At 65.2% G+C, this 20608-nt stretch carries 20 protein-coding genes; 9 read left to right on the top strand and 11 right to left on the bottom strand.

The window, feature by feature from the left end; all coding sequences use genetic code 11:
• Nucleotides 1-22: 22 nt before the first annotated feature.
• The 3 genes from DF286_RS12660 to DF286_RS12650 form a co-directional block, all read right to left on the bottom strand.
• Nucleotides 23-1876: a M2 family metallopeptidase gene (locus tag DF286_RS12660; protein WP_109271770.1), complete on the bottom strand. Its 1854-nt coding sequence runs from the start codon at nt 1874-1876 to the stop codon at nt 23-25.
• 63 nt (nt 1877-1939) lie between these two features.
• A complete protein-coding gene (locus DF286_RS12655) occupies nt 1940-2707 on the bottom strand; it encodes an alpha/beta fold hydrolase (RefSeq protein WP_424141247.1) in 768 nt (255 codons plus the stop codon).
• A 5-nt stretch (nt 2708-2712) separates the two neighbouring features.
• Nucleotides 2713-3741, bottom strand: coding sequence for an aspartate-semialdehyde dehydrogenase (locus DF286_RS12650; protein ID WP_109271769.1), 1029 nt, complete (start codon nt 3739-3741; stop codon nt 2713-2715).
• Between the two features lie 190 nt (nt 3742-3931).
• On the opposite strand from DF286_RS12650, the gene DF286_RS12645 reads away from it, so the two are divergent.
• Nucleotides 3932-4747: a DUF2189 domain-containing protein gene (locus DF286_RS12645; protein ID WP_109271768.1), complete on the top strand. Its 816-nt coding sequence runs from the start codon at nt 3932-3934 to the stop codon at nt 4745-4747.
• A 33-nt stretch (nt 4748-4780) separates the two neighbouring features.
• Here DF286_RS12645 and DF286_RS12640 read toward each other — a convergent pair whose 3' ends face one another.
• The 3 genes from DF286_RS12640 to trmD all read right to left on the bottom strand — a co-directional run bounded on the left by DF286_RS12640 (nt 4781) and on the right by trmD (nt 8229).
• Nucleotides 4781-6976: a S9 family peptidase gene (locus tag DF286_RS12640; RefSeq protein WP_170303963.1), complete on the bottom strand. Its 2196-nt coding sequence runs from the start codon at nt 6974-6976 to the stop codon at nt 4781-4783.
• A gap of 88 nt (nt 6977-7064) precedes the next feature.
• The gene (rplS, locus tag DF286_RS12635; RefSeq protein ID WP_109271766.1) at nt 7065-7487 is read right to left on the bottom strand and encodes a 50S ribosomal protein L19; all 423 of its coding nucleotides are present in this window, start codon (nt 7485-7487) and stop codon (nt 7065-7067) included.
• A 1-nt stretch (nt 7488) separates the two neighbouring features.
• A complete protein-coding gene (trmD, locus tag DF286_RS12630) occupies nt 7489-8229 on the bottom strand; it encodes a tRNA (guanosine(37)-N1)-methyltransferase TrmD (RefSeq protein ID WP_109271765.1) in 741 nt (246 codons plus the stop codon).
• A 60-nt stretch (nt 8230-8289) separates the two neighbouring features.
• On the opposite strand from trmD, the gene DF286_RS12625 reads away from it, so the two are divergent.
• Entirely contained in the window at nt 8290-9207 is a 918-nt protein-coding gene (locus DF286_RS12625; RefSeq protein ID WP_109271764.1) for an NAD(P)/FAD-dependent oxidoreductase, read from the top strand.
• Here the strand turns inward: DF286_RS12625 and rimM are convergent.
• From rimM to ffh, 3 genes are read right to left on the bottom strand one after another with little or no spacing between them, the layout of a single operon-like run.
• Nucleotides 9204-9689: a ribosome maturation factor RimM gene (gene rimM, locus DF286_RS12620; protein WP_109271763.1), complete on the bottom strand. Its 486-nt coding sequence runs from the start codon at nt 9687-9689 to the stop codon at nt 9204-9206. The genes DF286_RS12625 and rimM overlap by 4 nt on opposite strands.
• Nucleotides 9690-9692: 3 nt before the next feature.
• A complete protein-coding gene (rpsP, locus tag DF286_RS12615) occupies nt 9693-10217 on the bottom strand; it encodes a 30S ribosomal protein S16 (protein ID WP_109271762.1) in 525 nt (174 codons plus the stop codon).
• A 26-nt stretch (nt 10218-10243) separates the two neighbouring features.
• Entirely contained in the window at nt 10244-11722 is a 1479-nt protein-coding gene (gene ffh / locus DF286_RS12610) for a signal recognition particle protein (protein WP_109271761.1), read from the bottom strand.
• A gap of 222 nt (nt 11723-11944) precedes the next feature.
• Here ffh and DF286_RS12605 point away from each other — a divergent pair, with 222 nt between their 5' ends.
• From DF286_RS12605 to DF286_RS12575, 7 genes are read left to right on the top strand one after another with little or no spacing between them, the layout of a single operon-like run.
• Nucleotides 11945-13579: a putative bifunctional diguanylate cyclase/phosphodiesterase gene (locus DF286_RS12605; RefSeq protein WP_109271760.1), complete on the top strand. Its 1635-nt coding sequence runs from the start codon at nt 11945-11947 to the stop codon at nt 13577-13579.
• 49 nt (nt 13580-13628) lie between these two features.
• Nucleotides 13629-14432, top strand: coding sequence for a diaminopimelate epimerase (gene dapF / locus DF286_RS12600; protein ID WP_109271759.1), 804 nt, complete (start codon nt 13629-13631; stop codon nt 14430-14432).
• Entirely contained in the window at nt 14429-15760 is a 1332-nt protein-coding gene (mtaB, locus tag DF286_RS12595) for a tRNA (N(6)-L-threonylcarbamoyladenosine(37)-C(2))-methylthiotransferase MtaB (RefSeq protein ID WP_109271758.1), read from the top strand. The genes dapF and mtaB overlap by 4 nt, the downstream gene beginning before the upstream one ends.
• Nucleotides 15757-16695, top strand: a complete 939-nt coding sequence (gene ftsY, locus DF286_RS12590) for a signal recognition particle-docking protein FtsY (protein ID WP_109271757.1) — start codon at nt 15757-15759, stop codon at nt 16693-16695. The genes mtaB and ftsY overlap by 4 nt, the downstream gene beginning before the upstream one ends.
• Complete coding sequence (gene ispZ, locus DF286_RS12585) at nt 16692-17297, top strand: septation protein IspZ (RefSeq protein ID WP_109271756.1); 606 nt, start codon at nt 16692-16694, stop codon at nt 17295-17297. Before ftsY ends, ispZ begins: the two co-directional genes overlap by 4 nt.
• 27 nt (nt 17298-17324) lie before the next feature.
• The gene (locus tag DF286_RS12580) at nt 17325-18260 is read left to right on the top strand and encodes an ABC transporter ATP-binding protein (protein WP_109271755.1); all 936 of its coding nucleotides are present in this window, start codon (nt 17325-17327) and stop codon (nt 18258-18260) included.
• Nucleotides 18260-19030, top strand: a complete 771-nt coding sequence (locus DF286_RS12575; RefSeq protein ID WP_109271754.1) for an ABC transporter permease — start codon at nt 18260-18262, stop codon at nt 19028-19030. Before DF286_RS12580 ends, DF286_RS12575 begins: the two co-directional genes overlap by 1 nt.
• A gap of 118 nt (nt 19031-19148) precedes the next feature.
• Here the strand turns inward: DF286_RS12575 and DF286_RS12570 are convergent, their stop codons facing one another.
• Nucleotides 19149-19760: a superoxide dismutase gene (locus tag DF286_RS12570; protein ID WP_109271753.1), complete on the bottom strand. Its 612-nt coding sequence runs from the start codon at nt 19758-19760 to the stop codon at nt 19149-19151.
• A gap of 192 nt (nt 19761-19952) precedes the next feature.
• On the bottom strand, nt 19953-20501 hold the full coding sequence (locus tag DF286_RS12565; protein WP_109271752.1) for a tetratricopeptide repeat protein: 549 nt from the start codon (nt 20499-20501) through the stop codon (nt 19953-19955).
• Nucleotides 20502-20608: the final 107 nt, after the last annotated feature.

Below are 20608 nucleotides of genomic sequence, written 5' to 3'. Positions count from 1 at the left end.
CCATCCCACCTGTATCAGCGATTTACCAGCCGCACTGCTTGCCCTGGTTCTGCTGCTTCAGCCACGCGGAGAGCGGCGCGAAATATTCGAGCAGGGCCTTGCCCGACATCTCGCGGGTGCCGGTGAAGGCTTCGAGCGCGTCCGGCCAGGGCTTGGAGGCACCCATTTCGAGCATGGCGTTGAGGCGCTGGCCGACCTCTTTGTTGTTGTAGAAGGAGCAGCGGTGCAGCGGGCCCTTCCAGCCGGCCTGCTCGCACGCCGCCTTGTAGAACTGGAATTGGAGGATGCGGGCGAGGAAGTAGCGGGTGTAGGGCGTATTGCCGGGAATGTGATATTTGGCACCCGGATCGAAATGCTCCTCGGTGCGCGGCACCGGCGGCACGATGCCCTGATATTCGAGGCGGAGGTCGTTCCACGCCTTGTTATATTCGTTGGGCTGGATCGAGCCGTCAAACACGTTCCAGCGCCATTTGTCGATGAGCAGGCCGAACGGCAGGAAGGCGACCTTGTCCATCGCCTGGCGGAGAAGAAGGCCGATATCCTTGTCCGCCGACGGGATCTGGTTCTCCTGCAAGAGCCCGATCTGGACCAGATATTGCGGCGTGATCGAGAGGGCGACGGTGTCGCCGATGGCCTCGTGGAAGCCGTCATTGGCGCCGTTCTGATACAGCAGCGGCTGCTTATTATAGGCGCGCTGATAATAATTGTGGCCGAGCTCGTGGTGCACGGTCACGAAGTCGTCGGCATTGACCTTCGTGCACATCTTGATCCTGAGGTCGTCGACATTGTCGATGTTCCAGGCCGAGGCGTGGCAGACGACCTCGCGATCCTGCGGCTTCACGATCATCGAGTTCTGCCAGAAGCTTGCCGGCAGCGGCGCGAAGCCGAGCGAGCTGAAGAAGCCTTCGCCCGTCTTGACGATCTTCTCCGGCGTGTAACCCTTGGTCTTCAGCAGGTCGGTGAGGTCGTAGCCGATATCGCCGGCACCTTCGGGCGCGACGATCGGGTAGATATTGCCCCATTCCTGCGCCCACATATTGCCAAGGAGGTCGGCGCGGATGGGTCCCGTCGCGGGCTGCACCTCGTCGCCATATTTCTCGTTCAATTTGCCGCGCGTGTAGCAATGGAGCTGGTCGTAGAGCGGCTTTACCTCGCCCCAGAGCTTGTCGGTAAGCGCCGCGAAATCGTCGGGCGGCATGTCGTAGACCGAGCGCCACATTGCGCCGGTATCGGCGAAGCCCAGCTCCTTGGCGCCGGCATTGGCGATCTCGACCATGCGGATATATTCCGGCCGCATCGGCGCGCCGACATTGTCGTGCCAGCTCGTCCACATCTCTTTCAATTCGGCGGGATTGCGGTTCGTCCCCATCGCCGCTTCGATATCGCTGCCGCTGATCGGCTTGCCGTTCAGCGTGCCCCTGCCCTTGCCATATTGGGACTGAAGGCTGGTGGCGATCTTGTTCAATTCGGCGGCCGCGCCGGGCGTGGTCGGCGCCGGTAGGACGAGGCCGGAACGCAATATGTCGAGCTTGCGCTTGGTGTCGTAGCTGAGGCCCGCCACCTTCTGATATTTGGCCGCTTCATTGGCGAAGCGGACCGACATCTCGGTGCCGATCGTGCCGAAATGCGCGGCGAGCGCGTCCGTGTCCGGCGTGATGTAGGTCGAGTTCACCCACTGGGCACGCGAATTGATGATGAAGAAGTCGAACAGCTCCTTCTCCGCCTGCTTGACGAACGCATCGGCCTCGGCGGCGGTGGGCGCCGCCTGGGTCGTGGTGGCCTGCGCCTGCCGATTGGCTTGGCCCTGGGCGATGGCGGTGGTGCCGGCGGCCAGCAACGCGGCGGCGACGGCGAAAGCGGAGACGGTGGCTTTCATGGGCGGCATCCTCGGGTCTGTTCTGGAATTGGCCGGCACCTTGGACGCCGAGCCGTGCACCGGTCAAGACGCTAGGAAGCTTGCGATCGCTCGTCCGAGTTCGGGCTTGGTGACCGCGCTCATATGATTGCCGGGGATCCTCTCGAAGCGGCCGTGAGGGAGCGCTTCGGCCAGCGCTTCGCCTGAGCCGTTGTCATCGTCATCGTCGCCGGTAACGACGAGCACCGGCAGATCGATCGCCGCCAATTCCTCCCGGCTGGTGTCGACGAAAGTGTCGAGGATCAGCAGCAGCGCCTCCGGGTCGCCGTCAGTGGTCTTCAAAAAAGCCTCGGTTAACCATTCGGACGAGCCGCGCTCGAAGCTGCCGATGTTCGTCAGCACATGCCGGAAATAGCCGCCCCGCCCTTGGGTGTTGAGGATGCCATCAAGGCCCATGCCCGACAGCACCGCCCGCCGCGGCTTCGCGCCCTTGGCCATCATGCGGACGGACGTGCGCGCCCCGAGCGAATAACCGGCCAGATCATAGTCGGTGAGGCCGAGGTGGCGGACGAGATCGAAGGCGTCGTCGGCGAGCACGTCCGGCTTGTAGCAGGCGGGATCGTGCGGTTTGTCGCTGTCGCCATGGCCTCTAAGGTCCGGCATGATCACCCGGAAGCCCGCATCGGCAATGTGGCGGGCGTGACCGTAGCGGATCCAGTTGACGAAAGCGTTCGAGACATAGCCGTGGATGAGGAGCAGAGGTCGCCCCTCACCCATCTCCCGCCAGGCCAGGCTGACGCCGTCGCGCGCGCTGAACCGCTGGACCGGAACGTCGGTCGGAGAGCCTGCCAAGACGCTCAAGCCGCCTTCTGGAGATGCTTGCGGCCGAGCAGTTCGGCGATCTGGACGGCGTTGAGGGCCGCGCCTTTCCTGAGATTGTCGGAGACGCACCAGAGGGAGAGGCCGTTCTCCACCGTTGGGTCCTCGCGGACGCGACTGACATAAGTGGCATATTCGCCCACGGCCTCGACCGGGGTAACGTAACCGCCGTCCTCGCGCTTGTCGACGAGCATCACGCCGGGCGACTCGCGCAGGATCTTCTGCGCCTGCTCGGCGCTGATCTCATCCTCGAACTCGATGTTGATCGCCTCGGAATGGCCGACGAAGACAGGCACCCGCACGCAGGTGGCCGTCACCTTGATCTTGGGGTCGAGGATCTTCTTGGTCTCGACCACCATCTTCCATTCTTCCTTGGTCGATCCGTCCTCGAGGAAGCTGTCGATGTGCGGGATGACGTTGAAGGCAATCTGCTTGGTGAACTTCTTGGGCTCGGCCATGTCGCCGACGAAGATGTCGCGGCTCTGCTCGAACAACTCGTCCATTCCGACCTTCCCGGCGCCGGACACGGACTGATAGGTGGCAACGACCACCCGCTTGATCTTCGCCGCGTCATGGAGCGGCTTCAGCGCCACGACCATCTGGGCGGTCGAGCAGTTGGGATTGGCGATGATGTTCTTCTTGCGATAGCCCGCAATCGCCTCGGCATTCACCTCCGGCACGATCAGCGGCACGTCCGGGTCCATCCGGTAGAGCGAGCTGTTGTCGATCACCGTGCAGCCCGCCCCAGCGGCCTTGGGCGCATAGACTTTCGACACTTCGGAGCCGGCGGCGAACAGGGCAATGTCCCAGCCCGCGAAATCGAAATGCTCGATATTCTTAACCTTGAGCATCCGGCCGCTGTCGCCGAAGTCGATCTCGTCGCCCGTGGAGCGGGGGCTGGCGACGACGGCGATCTCGTCCAACGGGAATTCCCGCTCGGCGAGGATGTTGAGTATCTCCCGCCCGACATTGCCCGTGGCGCCCACGACGACAACCCGATAGCCCATGCTTGCGTCTCCCATTGGTTGGCCGCCGATCTAGTCACCTGGCACCGCTTATCCAAGCGGCAATCGAGATCGCGTGCCCACAGCACAAGCATCTCGCGATGCAAGGCCGGCTCTGCTATGGTTGGGATCAGGCGGCGCTCGACCCGCCAGCAGCGCGGGAAGGCCGCCGCCTCTCAAGAGGAGGATGCCGATGGCTGTCGCTCACCCTGTTTCCGCCGCTTCCCCCGCGCGCACCGCGCCCGTTAGAACCATCAGGCGGGACGATCTTCGGATCGCCCTCAGGGACGGCTGGGCCGATTTCATGTCGATGCGCGGCGACCTCATCTTCATCGGCCTCCTCTACCCGCTGATCGGCATCATCGCGGCGACGGTGACGATGGGCGGCGCCCTGCTGCCGCTCTTCTTCCCGATCGCGGCGGGCATATCCCTCCTGGGACCGATCGTCGCGATCGGCTTCTACGAACTCGCCCGGCGACGGGAGGACGGACTGGAATCCGGCTGGTCCCACTTCCTGGACGTGCGCAAGCGGCCGTCGGCGGACGGCATCAGCGTGGTGGCGGCACTGCTCGTCACCATCTTCATGCTGTGGGTCGCCGCGGCGGGCGCCCTCTATGTCGGGTTGTGGGGCATGAACGCGCCGGAGTCCGTCGGCGCCTTCCTCACGCGCCTGTTCACCACGCCGGAGGGCTGGGGCCTGATCGTCATAGGCAATCTGGTCGGCCTCGGCTTCGCGGCCGTCGTGTTGGCGGTGAGCGTGGTGTCGCTGCCGATGCTGGTCGATTGCGAGGTGGATGCAGGCACGGCGGTCAGGACCTCCATCGCCGCCTTCCGCCGCAACACCGGCCTGATGATGCGCTGGGGCCTGATCGTCGCCGCCCTGCTGGTGCTCGGATCGATCCCGCTCTTCATCGGACTGGCGGCCGTTCTGCCCTGGCTCGGCTATGCGACCTGGCATCTTTACACCCGGCTGGTCGACCGCGCGGCCTTTCCGCACTGTCAGGATTGAAGCGGAGCGGCCGGCGTCGGCCGCTCCACGGCTTCAAGGCGCCGCCTTCACCGTGCGATCGAGGAAGCGTTCGATCGACTTCCAGACATGGGTCTGGCGGCCCTCGCCGGTGACGGCGTGGGTGGCGCCCGGATAGACCATCATTTCGAACGGCCGCCCCTCCGCCTGCAGCTTGGCGATGAGCGCCGTCGAGTTCTCGAACACGACATTGTCGTCGGCCATGCCGTGGATGAGGAGCAGCGGATCGGCGATTTTCGCGCTGTCCGGCAGGGCGCTCGCGGCCTTGTAAGGCGCAGGATCGATCGACGGGTTGCCGAGATACCGTTCGGTATAATGCGTGTCGTAAAGTTCCCATTGCGTCACGGGCGCGCCGGCCACGCCCGCGGCAAAGGCGCCGGGAGCCGCTTCCAAGAGCTTCGCCACCATATAACCGCCATAGGACCAGCCGTAGACCGCAACCTTTTCCGGATCGACGAAAGGCTGCTGCTTGAGCCACTCCACGCCCGCCAACTGGTCCTCGACTTCCACCGACCCCAGCTTCAGATAAAGCGCGTCGGCGAAGGCCTTGCCGCGATCGGGCGTGCCGCGATTGTCGATCGAGAAGACGATCCAGCCTTGGTCGACCAGATATTGATGCAGCGGCGAGGTCCAATTGCGCGTCGCCTGTCGCCCCGTGGGACCGCCATAGACCTGGACGAAGACCGGATAGCGCTTGCCCGCCTCCCGCTGCGGGCTCAGCATCTCATAATGAAGGTCGGTTCCGTCCGCAGCCTTGATGGTGCCGAAGGTCGGCAGGACATGGCTGTCGAGATAGGGCGCATAGGGATGGGACGCATCGAGGGCATTTTCCTCGACCCAGGCCAGGCGCTTTCCGTTCGGATCGGCCAGATAGACCTGCGACGGCTGCTCCGGGCTCGCGCGATAGACGAGGGCGCGGCTCGCCTCATCGTCCATCTCGGTCTTGTTCCACCAGCCGCTTTCGGTGAGGCGAACCGGCTTTCCGGGATTGTCGAGATCGACCCGATAGAGGTGCTGCTCCAGCGGTCCGTCGACGTTGCCGGTAAAATAGACGCGCCCGGCTTCTTCATCGACACCGTCCAGCTCCGCCACGGCCCAATCGCCATGGGTGAGCGCCGTCCATCGACCGTCTTTCCACCGATAGAGATGATTGAAGCCGCTGCGGTTGGACGACCAGATGAGGCTGCCGTCCTTCAGCGCCTTGAGGTCGTCGTCCACCGCCACCCAGGTGTCGGAGCTCTCGGTGAAGAGCAGCGTCGATGCCCCGGTGTCGGGGTCGATGCGCAGCAGGTCGATGCGCTTCTGGTCGCGGCTCTGGCGCTGGACGAGCAGCGCGCTGCCGTCGGGCATCCAGTCCACCCGGGCGACGTAGATGTCGGGATTGGAGCCGAGATCGGCCTTCACCTGGCCGCTTCCGTCGGGCGCCATGATATAGAGGTCGACGACGGCGTTGGCGGTGCCGGCCAGCGGATAGCGCTGCTCGTAAAGGCGGGTCCCGTCGGCGCCGATGGCGGCGCGGGTGACGACCTCGACTCCGCTCTCGTCGACACGGGCGACGGCGATATGGCGGTCGTCGGGCGACCACCAATGGCCCTGGTCGCGGCCCATTTCCTCGTTCGCGACGAACTCCGCCGACCCCCAGCTGATCGGCCCCGCCCCGTCGCTCGTGAGCGCGCGTTCCTTCCCGGCCGCGACGTCCATCACAAGGAGATTCTTGTCGCGGACGAAGGAGAGATAGCGGCCCGTCTCGGAAACCTGCGCATCGAGCTCGGTTGCCGCGGTTTCCGTCAGCCGGCGGATCTCGCCGTCAAGCGATGCGAGATAGAGATCGCCATCCAGTGGCACGAGAATGGTCTCCCCGTTGGGCGACCAGTCATAGGCGACGATACCCTTGGTGCCGGCGATGCGTGCCCGCTCGCGCCGCATCTTTTCTTCCTCGGAGACTTCGGCACCGCTGCCGATCCTGAGGGAGTCGACCAGCATCCGGGCCTCACCCGTCGCCGTGTCGATGGCCCAGAGATCGTAGCGCTCGCGATCTTCGGCACGGTTGCGGAGCAAGGTCACCAGCTCGCCATTCGGCGACAGGCGAGGCAGGCGCGGAATCGACCCCTCCAGCGAAGGACTTCCGAAAATCCGTTCGAGCGTGAGCACTTCGGCGGCTGCGGGAGAGGCGGCGGCGAGGACAGCGGCCGCCAAAAGGATGTTACGCATCCACCCAGCGTAGAGGCTGCTCCGCAAAAGAAAAGGGCGAGGACTTCCGCCCTCGCCCCTTCATCTGGAAGCGTGTGACGCGAGAGCTTCAGCCCTCGGCGGTCTCCGTCGCAGGCGTAGCCGTCTTGGCTTCCGGCTGCGAATTGACGCGCGCATCGCGACGCTCGGCGATGCGAGCGGCCTTACCGGTGCGGCCACGCAGATAGTAAAGCTTGGCGCGACGGACGGCGCCGCGGCGCACGACTTCGATCGAATCGATGTTCGGCGAATAAAGCGGGAAGACGCGCTCGACGCCTTCGCCGAACGAAATCTTGCGGACGGTGAAGGAAGAGCCCAGGCCCTTGTTGGCGCGGGCGATGCAGACGCCCTCGTAGTTCTGGACGCGGGTGCGCTCGCCTTCGACGACGCGGACGCCGACGCGGAGCGTGTCGCCCGGGCGGAAATCGGGGATCGACTTGGTCGACTTGAACTGCTCGATGGCCTCAGCCTCGAGGGTCTGGATCAGGTTCATTTCACTTGCCTTCATTCTCGCGCCGCGCGCCAGAGGGCGGGTGACCGGGTGCGTCCCCATGACGCTCCATCAGGTCCGGCCGCCTTAGCCGTGTGTCCTCGACCGCCCTTTGATGTCGCCAGGCGGCGATCTTCGCATGATCCCCCGATCGCAGCACTTCAGGAATCCTGCGCCCTTCCCATTCATAAGGTCGGGTATAATGAGGGTATTCGAGAAGGCCCGCTTCAAAGCTCTCCTCCTCACCGCTCGTCGGCGCGCCCATTACCCCGGGCAGCAGCCGAACGCAAGCATCGAGCAGCACGATCGCCGCCGTCTCACCGCCGGAGAGGATATAGTCGCCGACCGAGACCGGAACGATCGGCCGCGCCTCGAACAAGCGCTCGTCGATTCCCTCGAACCGGCCGCAAAGGATCGACACGCCGGGGCCGTCCGCAAGCTCCCGCACCAGCCCCTGCGTCAGCGGCTGCCCGCGCGGTGTCATCGCGAGCATCGGCACGCCCGGACGCTGCTCCAGCACATGATCCACGGCCCGCGCCAGCACGTCCGCCCGCATCACCATCCCCGCCCCACCGCCGGCCGGCGTGTCGTCGACCGAACGATGCTTGTCCGTTGCGAAATCTCGAATCTGCACCCTGTCGAGCGACCATGTGGCGTCCGCTAGCGCGCGTCCGGCCAGGCTTTGGCCGAGCGGTCCGGGGAACATTTCCGGATAGAGAGTGAGGACGGATGCGCGCCAGGTCATGCCCCTCCCCTAGCGACTGTTCGGGCCGGAACCAACGCGCTTCGGCCGCGCTAAGCGCGCATGAGCGAACCCGATCATGATTGCCTGATCATCGGCGGCGGCCCGGCAGGGCTGACGGCGGCGATTTATCTCGCGCGCTTTCATCTCGACGTGAAGCTGGTGGACGCCGGCAAGAGCCGGGCGAGCCTCATTCCCTGCACGCGCAATCATGCCGGCTACCCGGACGGCATCTCCGGGCAGGAACTGATCGAGCGAATGAAGGCGCAGGCCCAGAAATATGGCGTCTCCATCGCGAGCGGCCGCGTAACGCGGCTCGACAGGACAGAAGCCGGCTTCGAGGCGCAATGGGGCGAAGGCAATACGACCGCGCGGAGCGTGCTCATCGCGACCGGCGTCAAGAACCGCCGCCCCTCGATGGACGAGGCGCTGCACGACCAGGCGCTGGCAGACGGCCTCATCCGCTACTGCCCCATCTGCGACGGGTACGAAGTCACCGACCGGAAGGTGGGCGTCATCGGTAGCGACAGCCATGGCGTCGCCGAGGCCCTGTTCCTGCGCGGCTATACGGTGGACATCACCCTCATCGCCCCGGACAAGGCGATGGACCTCCGCCAGAAGGATTGGGAGAAGCTGGAAACCTTCGGCATCCGCACCCTCGACGGTCCTTGCCGCGCCGTGGGAGTCGATGCGGGCACGATCTTCGTCGAGACCGCCGATGGCACCTATCGCTTCGACAGCGTCTATCCCGCGCTTGGCTCCGACACCCATTCGGATCTCGCCGAGATGGCGGGCGCGAAGCTGTCGGACAGCGGCTGCATCCTCGTCGATTCACACCAGCGGACCAATGTGCCCGGTCTCTACGCCGCGGGCGACGTGGTGCAGGGGCTGGACCAGATCAGCCACGCCATGGGCGAAGGCGGCGTCGCGGCGACCACCATCCGCAACGATCTGGCGAAGGAAAGGCCGCTCGTTCGCTAGACGAGAAAGGCCGGATCGACCTCGATACGGTCGCCGGCCAGATCGGCGATGCCGGCGCGAAACGGCACCATGGCGCGCTTGCCGTCCGATTTCTCGATTTCAAGAATATCGCCGGCTCCGAAATTCTCGACCGAGACGACGACGCCGAGTTCGACTCCGCTCGCATCCGCGCACGGGAGGCCGATCAAGTCGGCATGATAATATTCATCGTCCGCCAGCGGCGGCAGGGCGGAGCGGGGAACCGTCACCAGTTCGCCGCGCAAGGCTTCGGCCGCGGTGCGATCGGTAATCTCGGCGAAGCGGGCGATGGGTGTGCCACCGCCCGCCTTCACCGATTTCAGCGTCAGCATCCGGCCGCCGACCTGCACCGTCTTGTGACGGGCAAGACTCTCCGGGGCTTCCGCGAAAAGCTTCAGCCGCACCTCGCCGCCGATGCCGTGGGCACCGATGATGGCGGCGAGCGTAACCGGCTGGTCGCCCAAGGCTTAGCCCTCGGCCTTCTCCGCGCCTTCGGCGGGAGCGTCTTCCACCGCGCCTTCGGCCGGCTCGTCCGTGGACTGGCCCTCATTGGAAGCCTCGTCGGCCGGCGTGGCCTCCTCGGCAGCGGGAGCCTCCTCGGCGGGGCTTTCCTCGGCGGGAGCAGCCTCGGCGGCAGCAGCGGCCTCGGCGGCCTCCGCTTCCTTGGCGGCACGCTCTTCGGCGCGCTCCTTGGCCTTCTCGCCCGGCTCGCCCTTCTTCGGGTTGTTGCGGGCCGGACGCTCCATCAGACCGGCCTGGTCGAGGAACCGGAGGACGCGGTCAGACGGCTGGGCGCCGACCGACAGCCAGTGCTTGGCGCGCTCGGCGTCGATCTTCACCCGCTCCTCGCTGTCGCGGGGGAGCAGCGGATTGTAGCTGCCGATGCGCTCGATGAACTTGCCGTCGCGCGAATTGCGCGAGTCAGTGACGACGATCTTGTAGTAGGGACGCTTCTTCGCGCCACCGCGCGAGAGCCGGATTGCAACTGCCATTGTTTATTCCTTTCTGAGTTTTACGCTTATTTCTTGATAAACTTGTCGAAGCCGGGCGGGAGGTTGAAGGGCTGTCCGCCTGCGCCCCCCGGCAATCCCGGCAAACCCGCCGGAGGCGCACCGGCGCCACCGCCCAGGCCGCCCATCATGCCACCAAGCCCCCCAGCTCCGCCCCCGCCGAGCAGGGCGCCGAGCTTGCCGAGGCCGCCCATCTTTTTGATCTTCTTCATGGCGGTCGCCATTTCCTGATGCATCTTCAGGAGCCGGTTCACGTCCTGCACCGTCGTGCCCGAACCCTTGGCGACGCGGATCTTGCGCTTCGCGTTCATCAGCTCTGGCTTGGAGCGCTCCTTCGGCGTCATCGAGCCGATGATCGCGTCGAGCCGCTGCAGGGTCTTGTCGTCCTGCGCCTTCTGGGCGACGCCGGCGACCTTCTTCATGCCCGGCAACATCGAGGCGAGCGCGCCGAGGCCTCCCATGCGCTGCATCTGGAGCATCTGGTTGCGAAGATCGTTCAGGTCGAACTGGCCCTTCGCCATCTTCTTGGCGAGCGCCTCGGCTTCCTCGACCTTGATGGTCTCGCTGGCCCGCTCGACCAGGCTGACGACGTCGCCCATGCCGAGGATGCGGCCGGCAACGCGCTCGGGGTGGAAGCCCTCGAGCTTATCAATGCCTTCGCCAACGCCGGCGAACTTGATCGGCTTGCCGGTGACCGCCCGCATCGACAGCGCCGCGCCGCCGCGGGCGTCGCCGTCGAGACGGGTGAGGACGACGCCGGTGAGGTCCACCTGCTCGGAAAAGCTTTTCGCGACGTTGACCGCGTCCTGCCCGGTCAGCGCATCGACGACGAGCAGGATCTCCTGCGGCTGCGAGACCTCGGCGACGGCCTTCATCTCGTCCATCAAGGCCTGGTCGACGTGGAGACGTCCGGCCGTGTCGAGAAGCACCACGTCGAAGCCCTGGAGCTTCGCCGACTGAAGGGCGCGGCGGGCAATTTCCACCGGCTGCTGGCCCGGGACGATCGGCAGGGTGGCAACGTTGGCCTGCGTGCCGAGCACCGCCAGCTGCTCCTGCGCGGCCGGGCGGGCGACGTCCAGCGACGCCATCATCACCTTCTTGCGCTCCTTGTCGGAGAGCCGCTTGGCGATCTTGGCGGTGGTGGTGGTCTTACCGGAGCCCTGGAGGCCGACCATCATCACGACGGCCGGCGGCGTCACATCGATGGCGAGCTCGGACGCGTCGGACCCGAGCATCTCGACCAGCGCGTCGTGGACGATCTTGACGACCTGTTGGCCCGGCGTGACCGACTTCAGCACCTGCTGGCCGACCGCCTTCTCGGTGGCCTTGTCGACGAACTCGCGCACGACGGGGAGCGCCACGTCGGCCTCGAGCAACGCGACCCGCACCTCGCGCATGGCGGCACGGACGTCGCCCTCGTTCAAGGCACCGCGGCCGCGCAGGCGGTCGAATACCCCTCCCAGCCGGTCGCTCAGACTCTCGAACATGCTCGCTTCCTTGTCTCCACGTCCAAACGCAAAAGCGCCGGCGGGCGAAACCTCGCCGGCCAGCGCGCGCCCTTGGACGCTTCAATCTCCACCTATTCCCATGAACAGGATGGGGGCGCGCATAGCCGCGCAGGCCCACAATGGCAAGGCCGGACGCCGGCTTAACCGCATTTTCACGTCCCGCCCATAATCAACTCGGCGAAGCCGGGAGAGACCAGATCTATGGCGAGCATGTTCTCACGGGACAGGCAGCAGCGTCGCGCGGGAGCCGATTTCATCATCATCGGCATCGCCGTCCTATCGCTTCTCACGCTCGCGGCCTCCGGCCATCATTATCTCGACGGGGTCAAGGCGCAGGTCACCCGGCTCGGAGCCGACAACAGCAACCTGGTCATCGGTCTTCTTCTGCTCAACCTGGCGCTCACAATTTACGGCGTCCGCCGATACAGTGACGTCAGGCGAGAGGTGATCGAACGCGCCGCCGCCGAGCGCGGCACGCAAACCCTCGCTTCGACCGACCCGCTGACCGGGTTTCTCAACCGGCGCGCGCTCGGCGACGCGATCAAGGAGCTCCTTCTCACCGCCGCCCGCAGGCGTCGAGCGGTATCGATGATGATCGTCGACCTCGACGGCTTTAAGACCATCAACGACGTTCACGGCCACCTCACCGGCGACAATCTCCTTCGCGCCACCGCCGACCTTCTCCAGAAGGCGCTGCCTGCCCATGCCGTTGGCGGGCGCATCGGTGCCGACGAATTCGCCGTCGCCTTCCTCTTCGATCCCGACATGGCAAGTGAGGTGGAAGCCACCGCCCATTACATCGTCGAGCGGCTCGGCAAACCGTTCGACCTGGCCGGGGTCCATACCCATGTCAGCGCGTCGGTCGGCATCGCTCGGTCGGATCATGACTGCGGCAACGTCGATTCCCTCATGCGTCGTGCCGACATCGCCATGCATGCGGCCAAGAAGCTGGGGCGTGGCCGCTTTACCTGGTTCGACGGCAGCATGGAGCGGGAGCTCAGAAGCCGCAACGCCACCGAGGCCGGCCTGCGCCGCGGCATACCCGCCGGCGAGTTCATCCCCTATTTCGAACAGCAGGTGGACCTCGTCACCGGCAGCCTCCACGGCTTCGAGATGCTCGCCCGCTGGCAGCATCCGGAAAGAGGCATCGTGGTCCCCGACGAGTTCATCTCCGTCGCCGAGGAGTGCGGCCTCATCGCGGACCTCTCCATGTCGGTGATGCGCCAGGCGTTCGAGGCGGCGCGGGGCTGGGATCCTCATCTCACCCTCTCGGTCAACATTTCGCCCTCCCAGCTCAAGGATCCGTGGCTGGCGCAAAAGATGCTGAAGCTGCTCCTCGAGACCGGCTTCTCGGCCGAGCGGCTCGAGGTGGAGATCACCGAAAGCTGCCTGTTCGAAAATCTGGGCCTCGCCCAATCGATCATCGGCAGCCTCAAGAACCAGGGCATTCGCATCGCGCTCGACGATTTCGGCACCGGCTATTCGTCGCTCGCGCACCTGCGCGCCCTGCCCTTCGACCGCATCAAGATCGACCGCAGCTTCGTTTCCTCGATCAACGACAATCCTGACAGCGCCGCCATCGTCATCGCCATCACGCGGCTCGCGGAAAGCCTCAATCTCGCGGTCACGGCCGAGGGGATCGAGGACGAGCTGATCGAGGCCCGGCTGCGCGCGATCGGAAGCTATAAGGGTCAAGGCTGGAAGTTCGGCCGGCCCATTCCCGCCGACGCGGTCCAGCGGCTGCTGGCCGAGCGCAATCTCCTCCCGGTGGCCCGGGGCGGCGAGGCGTCACGCCGGCGCGTCAACAACCGCGACCGGCTGCAGCAAGGCCGCTAGCTACGGCCGACGGTAGACTTGGGAGCCGCCGCCCACTAGATCGCGCGCGATGAAGCGCCGCTTTCACAAAATGCACGGGCTCGGCAACGATTTCGTCATCTTCGACGCGCGCGAGACGCCTCTGGCGTTGGATGCGGCGCGGGCGCGCGCCATTGCCGACCGCCGGACCGGCATCGGTTGCGACCAGCTGATCCTGATCGAGCCGTCGGCCATCGCGGACATGAAGATGCGCATCTTCAACGCCGATGGCGGCGAGGTCGAAGCCTGCGGCAACGCCTCGCGCTGCGTCGCGCTGCTGGCCGGCGGCGGGGCCCGGATCGAAACGTCGGGCGGGGTCATCGGCGCCGCGGCCCTCGGCGATGGCGCGACCATAGACATGGGCGAGCCCCGCTTCGGATGGGACGAGATTCCGCTCGCCTATGCGATGGACAGCTCGGCGATGCCGGTGGGCTGGGAGGAGCTTCGCGATCCCGCCGCGGTCAATGTCGGCAACCCGCACATCATCTTCTTCGTCGAGGACGCGGACGCCGTCGACCTGGAGCGGCTCGGCCCGTTGATCGAGCATGACCCGCTCTTTCCCCAGCGGGTGAACGTCAACGTCGCCTCGGTCGAGGACGGGGCGCTTCGCCTGCGCGTCTGGGAGCGGGGCGTCGGCCTCACCCGCGCCTGCGGCACCGGCGCCTGCGCCACCGCCGTGGCCGCGATCCGCCGCCAACTGGTACGCGGCCCGGTCGAGGTTCATCTACCCGGCGGCACGCTCAGCATCGACTGGGAGCCGGGCAGCCGTATCCGCATGACCGGCCCCGCCACGCACGTCTTCACCGGCGAGATCGAGCTCGAGGCGCTCGCATGAGCGGCCCGGAGGTCATCACGCTGGGTTGCCGCCTCAATGCCGCCGAGAGCGAGTCCATGCGCCTCCTCGCCGCCGGCGAGGAGGACCTCATCATCGTCAACAGCTGCGCCGTCACCAACGAAGCGGTGCGCCAGACCCGCCAGGCCATTCGCAAGGCCAAGCGCGAGCGGCCGAACGCACGCGTGTTCGTGACAGGCTGCGCGGCGCAGGTGGAGCCTGAGACCTTCGCCCGCATGCCCGAAGTGGAGCGTGTGCTGGGAAACACCGAGAAGCTGGACCCAGAATCGTTCGTGCCGAGCGAAGTCGAGGCGCGCGGCACGGACGCTGAGGTGCGCCCCTCGACTGCGCTCGGGACGAACGGGTTCCTGTTTCCCGCACCGGCCGACGTCCGCGTCTCCGATATCATGGCGGTGCGCGAGACGGCGCCGCATCTCGTCACCGGCTTTTCGGAGCGCACTCGCGCCTTCGTCGAGGTGCAGAATGGCTGCGACCATCGCTGCACCTTCTGCATCATCCCCTACGGCCGCGGAAACAGCCGCTCGGTGCCGGCGGGGCTGGTCGTCGACAAGATCAAGGCGCTGGTCGACGAGGGCCACAAGGAAATCGTGCTGACCGGAGTCGACGTCACCAGCTACGGCCCCGATCTCCCCGGCCGCCCGTCCTTGGGGCAGCTTATCGAGCGGATATTGAAGTACGTCCCCGCCCTCCCCCGCCTCCGCCTCTCCTCGCTCGACAGCGTCGAGATCGACGAGCGGCTGGAGGAGATCATCGTCGGCGAACCGCGGTTCATGCCCCACCTCCATATGAGCTTTCAGGCGGGCGACGACATGATCCTGAAGCGCATGAAGCGCCGCCACAGCCGCACCCAGGCGGTCGAGACCGTGGCGCGGCTGAGGGCGAGGCGTCCGGAGATCGCCATCGGTGCCGACATCATCGCCGGCTTTCCGACGGAGACGGAGGAGATGGCCGAGAACAGCCTTCGCCTCGTCGACGAATGCGACATCGTGATGGGCCACATCTTCCCCTATTCGCCCAAGAAGGGCACGCCCGCCGCCCGCATGCCGCAGGTGCCGCATGCGGCGATCAAGGAACGGGCGCGACGGCTTCGCGAGGCGACCGCGCGGCGGAAGGCCCTGTGGCTTCAGGGTCTGGTCGGAACCACGCAAAATGTGCTCGTTGAACGCGACGGTTTGGGCCATGCCGAAAACTTCGCGTCCGTGCGCGTGACGAAATTTCGTTCGTCGCTTGGCACGAACGAGACTGGAATGATTGTGAAAGCGAGAATAGCTGCCGTGCACGGCGACATTTTGATCGGAGAAGCGGCTTGAGCGAGACTCCCTGGCTCGAGCGGCTGCGCGGCGGGTTCAAGAAGACTTCGGACAGGCTGGGGGACAATCTCACCGGCCTGTTCACCAAGGCCGTGCTCGACGAGGCGACTCTCGACGAGATCGAGGAAGCGCTGATCGCCTCGGACCTCGGGCCGGCAACGGCGGCCAAGGTTCGCGACCGCCTGGCGAGCGAGCGGTACGAGCGCGGCCTGACCGAGGCCGGCGTGCGCGAGGTCGTCGCCGAGGAACTTGCCAAGATATTGGCGCCGGTGGCGACGCCGCTGGAGATCGACGCCTTTCCGCGGCCGCAGGTGATCCTGGTCGTCGGCGTCAACGGATCGGGCAAGACCACCACCATCGCCAAGCTCGCCCACCTGTTCCTGGAGCAGGATTACGGCGTCCTGCTCGCCGCCGGCGACACCTTTCGCGCCGCGGCCATCGGCCAGCTCAAGGTCTGGGCCGAGCGGATCGGCGTGCCGATCATCACCGGGCCCGAAGGCGGCGATCCTTCCGCCATCGTCTTCGATGGGGTCAAGAAGGCGACCGCCGAGGGCATCGACGTCCTCATCGTCGACACCGCCGGGCGTCTTCAGAACAAGAAGGGCCTGATGGACGAGCTCGCCAAGATCCGGCGCGTCCTTGGCCGCCTCAATCCGGCGGCGCCGCACAACGTCGTGCTGGTCCTCGATGCGACGACCGGGCAGAATGCGCTCAGCCAGATTGAGGTTTTCAAGGAGGTGGCGGGTGTCACCGGCCTCGTCATGACCAAGCTCGACGGCACCGCGCGGGGCGGCGTCCTGGTCGCGGCGGCCGAGCAATATGGCCTGCCGATCCACGCCATCGGTGTCGGCGAAGGCATTGACGACCTGCGCCCGTTCGACCCAGAGGAGGCCGCCCGCGCCATCGCCGGCGCTCCGCAAAAGAGTGAAGCGTGACCGACACCCCCAAAACCAAGCCGCACGGCGCCCTCAGCTTCGCGCTCGATTTCGGACCGCTGCTCGCCTTCTTCATCGCCTACAAGCTGACCGGCATCTTCGTGAGCACGGCGGTGTTCATGGTGGCGATCGTCGTCGCCCTCGTCGTCTCGCTGGCCGTGCTGAAGCGGGTGTCGCCGATGACGTGGATGTCGGCCATTCTCGTCGTCGGTTTCGGCGGTCTCACCCTGTACCTCAACGATCCGCGCTTCATTCAGCTGAAGCCGACCATCATCTATGCCGGATTCGCGCTGCTCCTGTTCGCCGGCCTGGCAGCGAAAAAGCCGCTGCTACGCTACGTGTTCGGCCCGATCTTCGAGGGACTGAACGAGACCGGCTGGCTCAAGCTTTCGCGCAATTGGGCCATCTTCTTCGCCGCGATGGCGGTGCTCAACGAGGGTCTGCGCGCCTGGCTCAGCTTCGAGACCTGGCTGACGGTCAAGGTCTGGGGCGTCACCGCGCTGTCTATGGCCTTTGCCATGGCCAATATCCCGATGCTGCTTCGCCACGGCTTCAGCGTGACCGAGGCCAAGGAAGAGCCGCCCATTCCGCCGCAGGGCTGAAACCGGCGACAGTTGGGGGCAAATCATATGTCGTCCGTCATTTCCGTCTCCCATCTCACCAAGCGCTACGCCTCCGGCCTCGAGGCGCTGAAGGACGTCAATCTCGACATCCGCAGGGGCGAGATCTTCGCGCTGCTAGGGCCGAACGGCGCCGGCAAGACGACCCTCATCAGCATCATCTGCGGCATCGTCACTCCGACCTCGGGCGAGGTGAAGGCGGACGGCCACGACATTAAGACCGAGTATAAGCGGGCGCGCTCCAAGATCGGCCTCGTGCCCCAGGAGCTGACCACCGACGCCTTCGAGACCGTTTGGGCGACCGTCACCTTCAGCCGCGGCCTGTTCGGGCTGCCGCCGAACCCCGACCATATCGAAAAGGTCCTGAAGGACCTATCGCTTTGGGAGAAGCGCCAGTCGAAGATCATCGAGCTATCCGGCGGCATGAAGCGCCGGGTGATGATCGCCAAGGCGCTCTCCCACGAGCCCGAGATCCTGTTCCTCGACGAGCCCACCGCCGGTGTCGACGTCGAACTCCGCCGCGACATGTGGGAGCTGGTGAGGGGGCTTCGCGAGCGCGGCGTCACCATCATCCTCACCACCCACTATATCGAGGAGGCCGAGGAAATGGCCGACCGGGTGGGCGTCATCAGCCGGGGCGAGCTCATCCTGGTCGAGGAGAAGACCGAGCTGATGAAGAAGCTCGGCAAGAAGCAGCTCACCCTCGTCCTCGCCGAGCCGATGACGGCGGTCCCGCCGGAGCTTGACGAATGGCCACTGGAGCTGAAGGCGGACGGAAACGAGCTGGAGATGACGTTCGACGCCAATGCCGAGCGAACCGGCATTCCCTCGCTCCTGAAGCGGATGACGGACCTCGGCATCGGCTTGAAGGACCTCCACACCCGCGAAAGCTCGCTGGAAGAGATTTTCGTCGGGCTGGTGAGCCAGCGGAAGGACGCCGCCTGATGAGCGCATTCAACGGCTATGGCGTCTGGGCCATCTACCGCTTCGAGATGGCGCGGGCGCTGCGCACCTGGCTGCAGAGCATCGTCACGCCGGTCATCACCACGTCGCTCTACTTCATCGTCTTCGGATCGGCGATCGGCTCGCGAATGTCGGAGGTCGGTGGCGTCGACTATGGCGCCTTCATCGTGCCCGGGCTCATCATGCTCTCGCTCTTCACGCAGAGCATCTTCAACGCCAGTTTCGGCATTTATTTTCCGAAGTTTACCGGCACGATCTACGAAATCCTCTCAGCCCCGGTCTCGACGCTGGAGATCGTCACCGCCTATGTCGGCGCGGCCGCGACGAAGTCGATCGTGCTCGGCCTCATCATCCTGGCGACGGCGAGCCTGTTCGTGCCAATCCAGATACAGCATCCGGGCTGGATGATCACGTTCCTGCTGCTGATCGCGACGACCTTCAGCCTGTTCGGCTTCATCATCGGCATCTGGGCGAAGAGCTTCGAGCAGCTCAACTTCATCCCGATGCTGCTGGTGACGCCCCTCACCTTCCTGGGCGGCGCTTTCTACTCGATCGACATGCTGCCCGAGCCGTGGCGGACGATCTCCCTGTTCAACCCGGTCGTCTACCTCATCAGCGGTTTCCGCTGGAGCTTCTACGACACGTCGGACGTGGCAGTAGGGGTCAGCCTCGCCGCGACCCTCGCCTTCTTCTTCCTCTGCCTCGGCATCGTCGCCTGGATCTTTAAGACAGGCTATCGCCTGAAGAGCTGATAGCTGAATTCGTCATTGCGAGGAGCGTGGCGACGAAGCAATCCAGAACAGCTCGGCGCGTATCTGGATTGCTTCGCTCCGCTCGCAAAGACGGTGCGAGTCAGTCAGCCAATAAGGGTCAGCCCACCGCCTTGGCGAAATGCTCGTCGACCTTGGCCCAGTTCACCACGTCCCACCAGGCCTTCAGATAATCCGGCCGGCGGTTGTTGTATTTGAGATAATAGGCGTGCTCCCAGACGTCGTTGCCGAGGATGGGCGTGCCCTTCACCGGTGCGTCGTCCATCAGCGGATTGTCCTGATTGGGAGTCGCGGTCACTTCCAGCTTGCCGCTCTGGTTGACGATCAGCCATACCCAGCCGGAGCCGAACTGGCCGACGCCGGCCTCGTTGAACTTGGTCTTGAGGTCGTCGAACGAACCGAAGGTCTGGTCGATCGTCTCGGCCAGCCGGCCTGACGGGCGACCGCCGTTCGGACCCATGATCTCCCAGAAAAAGCTGTGGTTCCAATGACCGCCGCCATTGTTGCGCACCTTCTTCGACGCGGACGAGATGTTGGAAAGGATATCCTCCAGGCTCTTGCCCTGCAGGCTCGAATCCTCAGACACGCCTTCGTTCAGCTTGTCGACATAGGCTTGATGATGCTTGTCGTGGTGCAGCTGCATCGTCTGCGCGTCGATCGTCGGCTCGAGCGCATCAAAGGCGTACGACAACGGTGGAAGCGTGAAAGCCATGGTGTGTCTCCTGTTATTGGCTACAGGCAGCTAACGCCATGGCGGCAAAAAGGGGCAAATATTTTTCGATCAGGCGCGGGAACGGGCTCGATTAGCCAGAAAAAGGCCTCCGCAGAGGCCGCACGGCGCACACAGCGCCCTCTTCCGGTCCCGCGCTTACGCCGGGACCGGCTTGATCCGAAGGCCGCCCGGTCAGTTGCGCTTCACGATGAAGCGCGACAATTCCTGGAGCGGTCGATCCCAGGTGGGCTCGAGCGTGCTCGCCATCTTATAGTCGTTGTAGGCGGAACGAACGTCACCTGTTATCTCATGAGCCATGCCGCGTCCGAAATAGGCCAGCGCCGGCTTGGAAGTCTTCTTCTCGATCGCCAGCGTGAAGAGTGGCAGGGCATTGGCCCATCCGTCCTTCTTCGACAGTGCGACGCCCTTGTTGAGGTAGGCCTCGGCCTGGTTCGGGTCCCGCGCAATGGCGGCGTCGAAATCCGTTATCGCGGAATCCGTCCGGCCGTCCCTCAGCTTCAATATGCCGCGGTTCACCAGTGTCGCCACTTCCTCATAGGGGGTCAGCGCCTCTTCGCTTAGCGCCCGGTCGCAAACGCCGATATCGTCACGAAGCAGCACCGTCGAGGCGGCAGCCTGGTAGCAGGACTGGGCAGCGCTTTCCCCAACGACGGTTACGGCAGCAACGGCGGGACCGGCGACCACGAGCAGCGCGGTCGCGGAGAGGAATTTGCCAATCATCACATCCTCCTCGATACGCCGGACCCTTCACCTGGCCCGACACGCTATAGATAAGTATCAGTGGAGGTTGGACCGTGACGATTTCGACGAAAGTCATTTCGCTTTCG

This window comes from Sphingosinicella humi (genome assembly GCF_003129465.1).
Classification (GTDB): Bacteria; Pseudomonadota; Alphaproteobacteria; order Sphingomonadales; family Sphingomonadaceae; genus Allosphingosinicella; species Allosphingosinicella humi.
This window is presented reverse-complemented; position numbering and strand designations above follow the sequence as displayed.

Coding starts and splice junctions, on each gene's coding strand:
- ffh (WP_109271761.1), bottom strand. CDS start 11,722: ATGTTCGAGAGTCTGAGCGACCGGCTGGGAGGGGTATTCGACCGCCTG.
- DF286_RS12625 (WP_109271764.1), top strand. CDS start 8,290: ATGAGCGAACCCGATCATGATTGCCTGATCATCGGCGGCGGCCCGGCA.
- rplS (WP_109271766.1), bottom strand. CDS start 7,487: ATGAACCTGATCCAGACCCTCGAGGCTGAGGCCATCGAGCAGTTCAAG.
- DF286_RS12640 (WP_170303963.1), bottom strand. CDS start 6,976: ATGCGTAACATCCTTTTGGCGGCCGCTGTCCTCGCCGCCGCCTCTCCC.
- DF286_RS12570 (WP_109271753.1), bottom strand. CDS start 19,760: ATGGCTTTCACGCTTCCACCGTTGTCGTACGCCTTTGATGCGCTCGAG.
- DF286_RS12605 (WP_109271760.1), top strand. CDS start 11,945: ATGGCGAGCATGTTCTCACGGGACAGGCAGCAGCGTCGCGCGGGAGCC.
- DF286_RS12645 (WP_109271768.1), top strand. CDS start 3,932: ATGGCTGTCGCTCACCCTGTTTCCGCCGCTTCCCCCGCGCGCACCGCG.
- DF286_RS12575 (WP_109271754.1), top strand. CDS start 18,260: ATGAGCGCATTCAACGGCTATGGCGTCTGGGCCATCTACCGCTTCGAG.
- DF286_RS12650 (WP_109271769.1), bottom strand. CDS start 3,741: ATGGGCTATCGGGTTGTCGTCGTGGGCGCCACGGGCAATGTCGGGCGG.
- dapF (WP_109271759.1), top strand. CDS start 13,629: ATGAAGCGCCGCTTTCACAAAATGCACGGGCTCGGCAACGATTTCGTC.
- mtaB (WP_109271758.1), top strand. CDS start 14,429: ATGAGCGGCCCGGAGGTCATCACGCTGGGTTGCCGCCTCAATGCCGCC.
- DF286_RS12565 (WP_109271752.1), bottom strand. CDS start 20,501: ATGATTGGCAAATTCCTCTCCGCGACCGCGCTGCTCGTGGTCGCCGGT.
- DF286_RS12580 (WP_109271755.1), top strand. CDS start 17,325: ATGTCGTCCGTCATTTCCGTCTCCCATCTCACCAAGCGCTACGCCTCC.
- DF286_RS12660 (WP_109271770.1), bottom strand. CDS start 1,876: ATGAAAGCCACCGTCTCCGCTTTCGCCGTCGCCGCCGCGTTGCTGGCC.
- trmD (WP_109271765.1), bottom strand. CDS start 8,229: ATGACCTGGCGCGCATCCGTCCTCACTCTCTATCCGGAAATGTTCCCC.
- rpsP (WP_109271762.1), bottom strand. CDS start 10,217: ATGGCAGTTGCAATCCGGCTCTCGCGCGGTGGCGCGAAGAAGCGTCCC.